The organism is Endozoicomonas sp. SESOKO4, assembly GCF_024606275.1.
Window position 1 is genome coordinate 1 of sequence record NZ_JAHHPS010000054.1, and the last position, 1,662, is coordinate 1,662.

The following is a 1,662-nucleotide window of genomic DNA, read 5'->3' on the forward strand; positions in this document are numbered from 1 at the left end:
CTTTGTCTACCCTGTTGAATCTTGGTATATGGTGGGGTGTCTGTAAAACAGCAGGAATAGTTTCCGGGCTTTCAATCACCTATGATCTGGCTGCGTCGGATGCAAAGGAGCCGGATAAGTGGAAAACGGATTTCTGTTTGCAGCTGGCTCCCGTGATAACCACCGCCGAAGTGGCGCTGGCCGGGCACGTGTCTCCCTGGCCCCTGGAACAGCATTGGTGGAAACCCTTGTATTTTGCCGGTGCAGTAATGGCAGCTTATACCACTACTACGAAAACGAGGGAGCGCATCCCTGTCGCGGTCTTGACTTACCTTGCTTCCGAAGCGGTATCAAGAACCGGAGCCAGCGCTATTTCGGCATTCATGCTAAGAAAAATGAGCATAAGAGACATTTCAACTGAATGGTATGCAGCTGGTGGATACACAATATTGTCTTTGAGTAATGGGCTTATGGCAGGGGATATCGCCTATGAAGTCATGACTCATAAAGGCTTCAGACCAGCAAAAGTGATTTTTGCTTCTGCTGTCAGCGCAGCGATTGTGGGTACCCTCTTGGGCATTATTTCTGAGTTAATAATTGACGAGGACCGACAAATAAAGGCCGGTGTCGAAGCTGTAACCGCAAGCGGGGCATTAACCGGAATCGGTGCTGTAACCGTAATCGGCACTGTAGCCGGATTCGGAGCGGTAACCGGAATTGGAGTTTTAAACGGAATCGGGGCTTTATCCGGAGCTTTATCCGGAGTTGTATCCGGAGCCATAGCCGGAGCCGGACTCGGAGCCGGAGTCGGAGTCGGAATCCTGAACGAAGTCGGACTTGGAGCCGGAGTTGCAGCCCTGGCCGGAGTCGCACTCTTAGCCCCAGCCCTAGGCGGAGTTGGAGCCTTGCTTATGTTGGGCAGTTCGAAGATAAGCTCAAACAACCCGTTTATCAAAGCCGGTGTCACTCTGGTGCCTGCGTTGACTTTCGCTGTTGTCAATGGTCTTTCAAGCCACGCTGTTTATGGCTATCCACTGGAACAAAGCTTTTCAGAGACTGGCTGGACTCAGTGGAAAAAGTTCTATGCGCCCCTGAATTATCTCTCAACGTTGTTTAACTGACAGACTCAACTGTCAGCCACTGGAACAGCGGTGAACTCTGGCAGCTATCGGCTGCTCTTGTGGCTATGCCGAAGGCATAGTCTATTGGAAACATTTGATGGCTGCCTCATTTGCACCGCACTTTATTTGCAACGCACTTTGTAGTTAAGGATATTGTCACTCATAGCTTCGTTTAGAATCTATATTTCCAGTTCAGTCACTGTATCTGTATCTGGGGAATCACCATGAATAAGTTATTCAACCTGTGTCCGTTACTTTTGTGTTTGCTTTATTCGATGGCACAGGCCTGCCCACCCTCACAAAATGATTTTGATTTTCTTGAGCCTCTTAATGACACCGCACTGGTGGCAAATGGTCTTGAGTTAACGGGAAGCATCTCTGGAGTCTCTTTGTCTACCTTGCTCAATCTGGGTATATGGTGGGGTGTCTGTAAAACAGCGGGAATAGTTTCCGGGCTTTCAGGCACATATGATCTGGCTGTATCGGATACAAAGGAGCTGGAGCAGCTGAAAACGGATTTCTGTTTGCAGCTGGCTCCCGTGATCACCACAGCAGAAGTGGC

The 1,662-nt window shown here is 49.5% G+C and carries 1 protein-coding gene and 1 pseudogene; both read left to right on the forward strand.

Annotation, left to right across the window (positions count from 1 at the left end; genetic code table 11):
• Window positions 1–1,100, forward strand: a pseudogene (locus tag KDK16_RS13355) (hypothetical protein); the annotation flags it as partial.
• Between the two features lie 224 nt (window positions 1,101–1,324).
• On the forward strand, window positions 1,325–1,662 hold a 338-nt coding region (locus KDK16_RS00975; RefSeq protein ID WP_257274284.1), incomplete at its 3' end, for a hypothetical protein.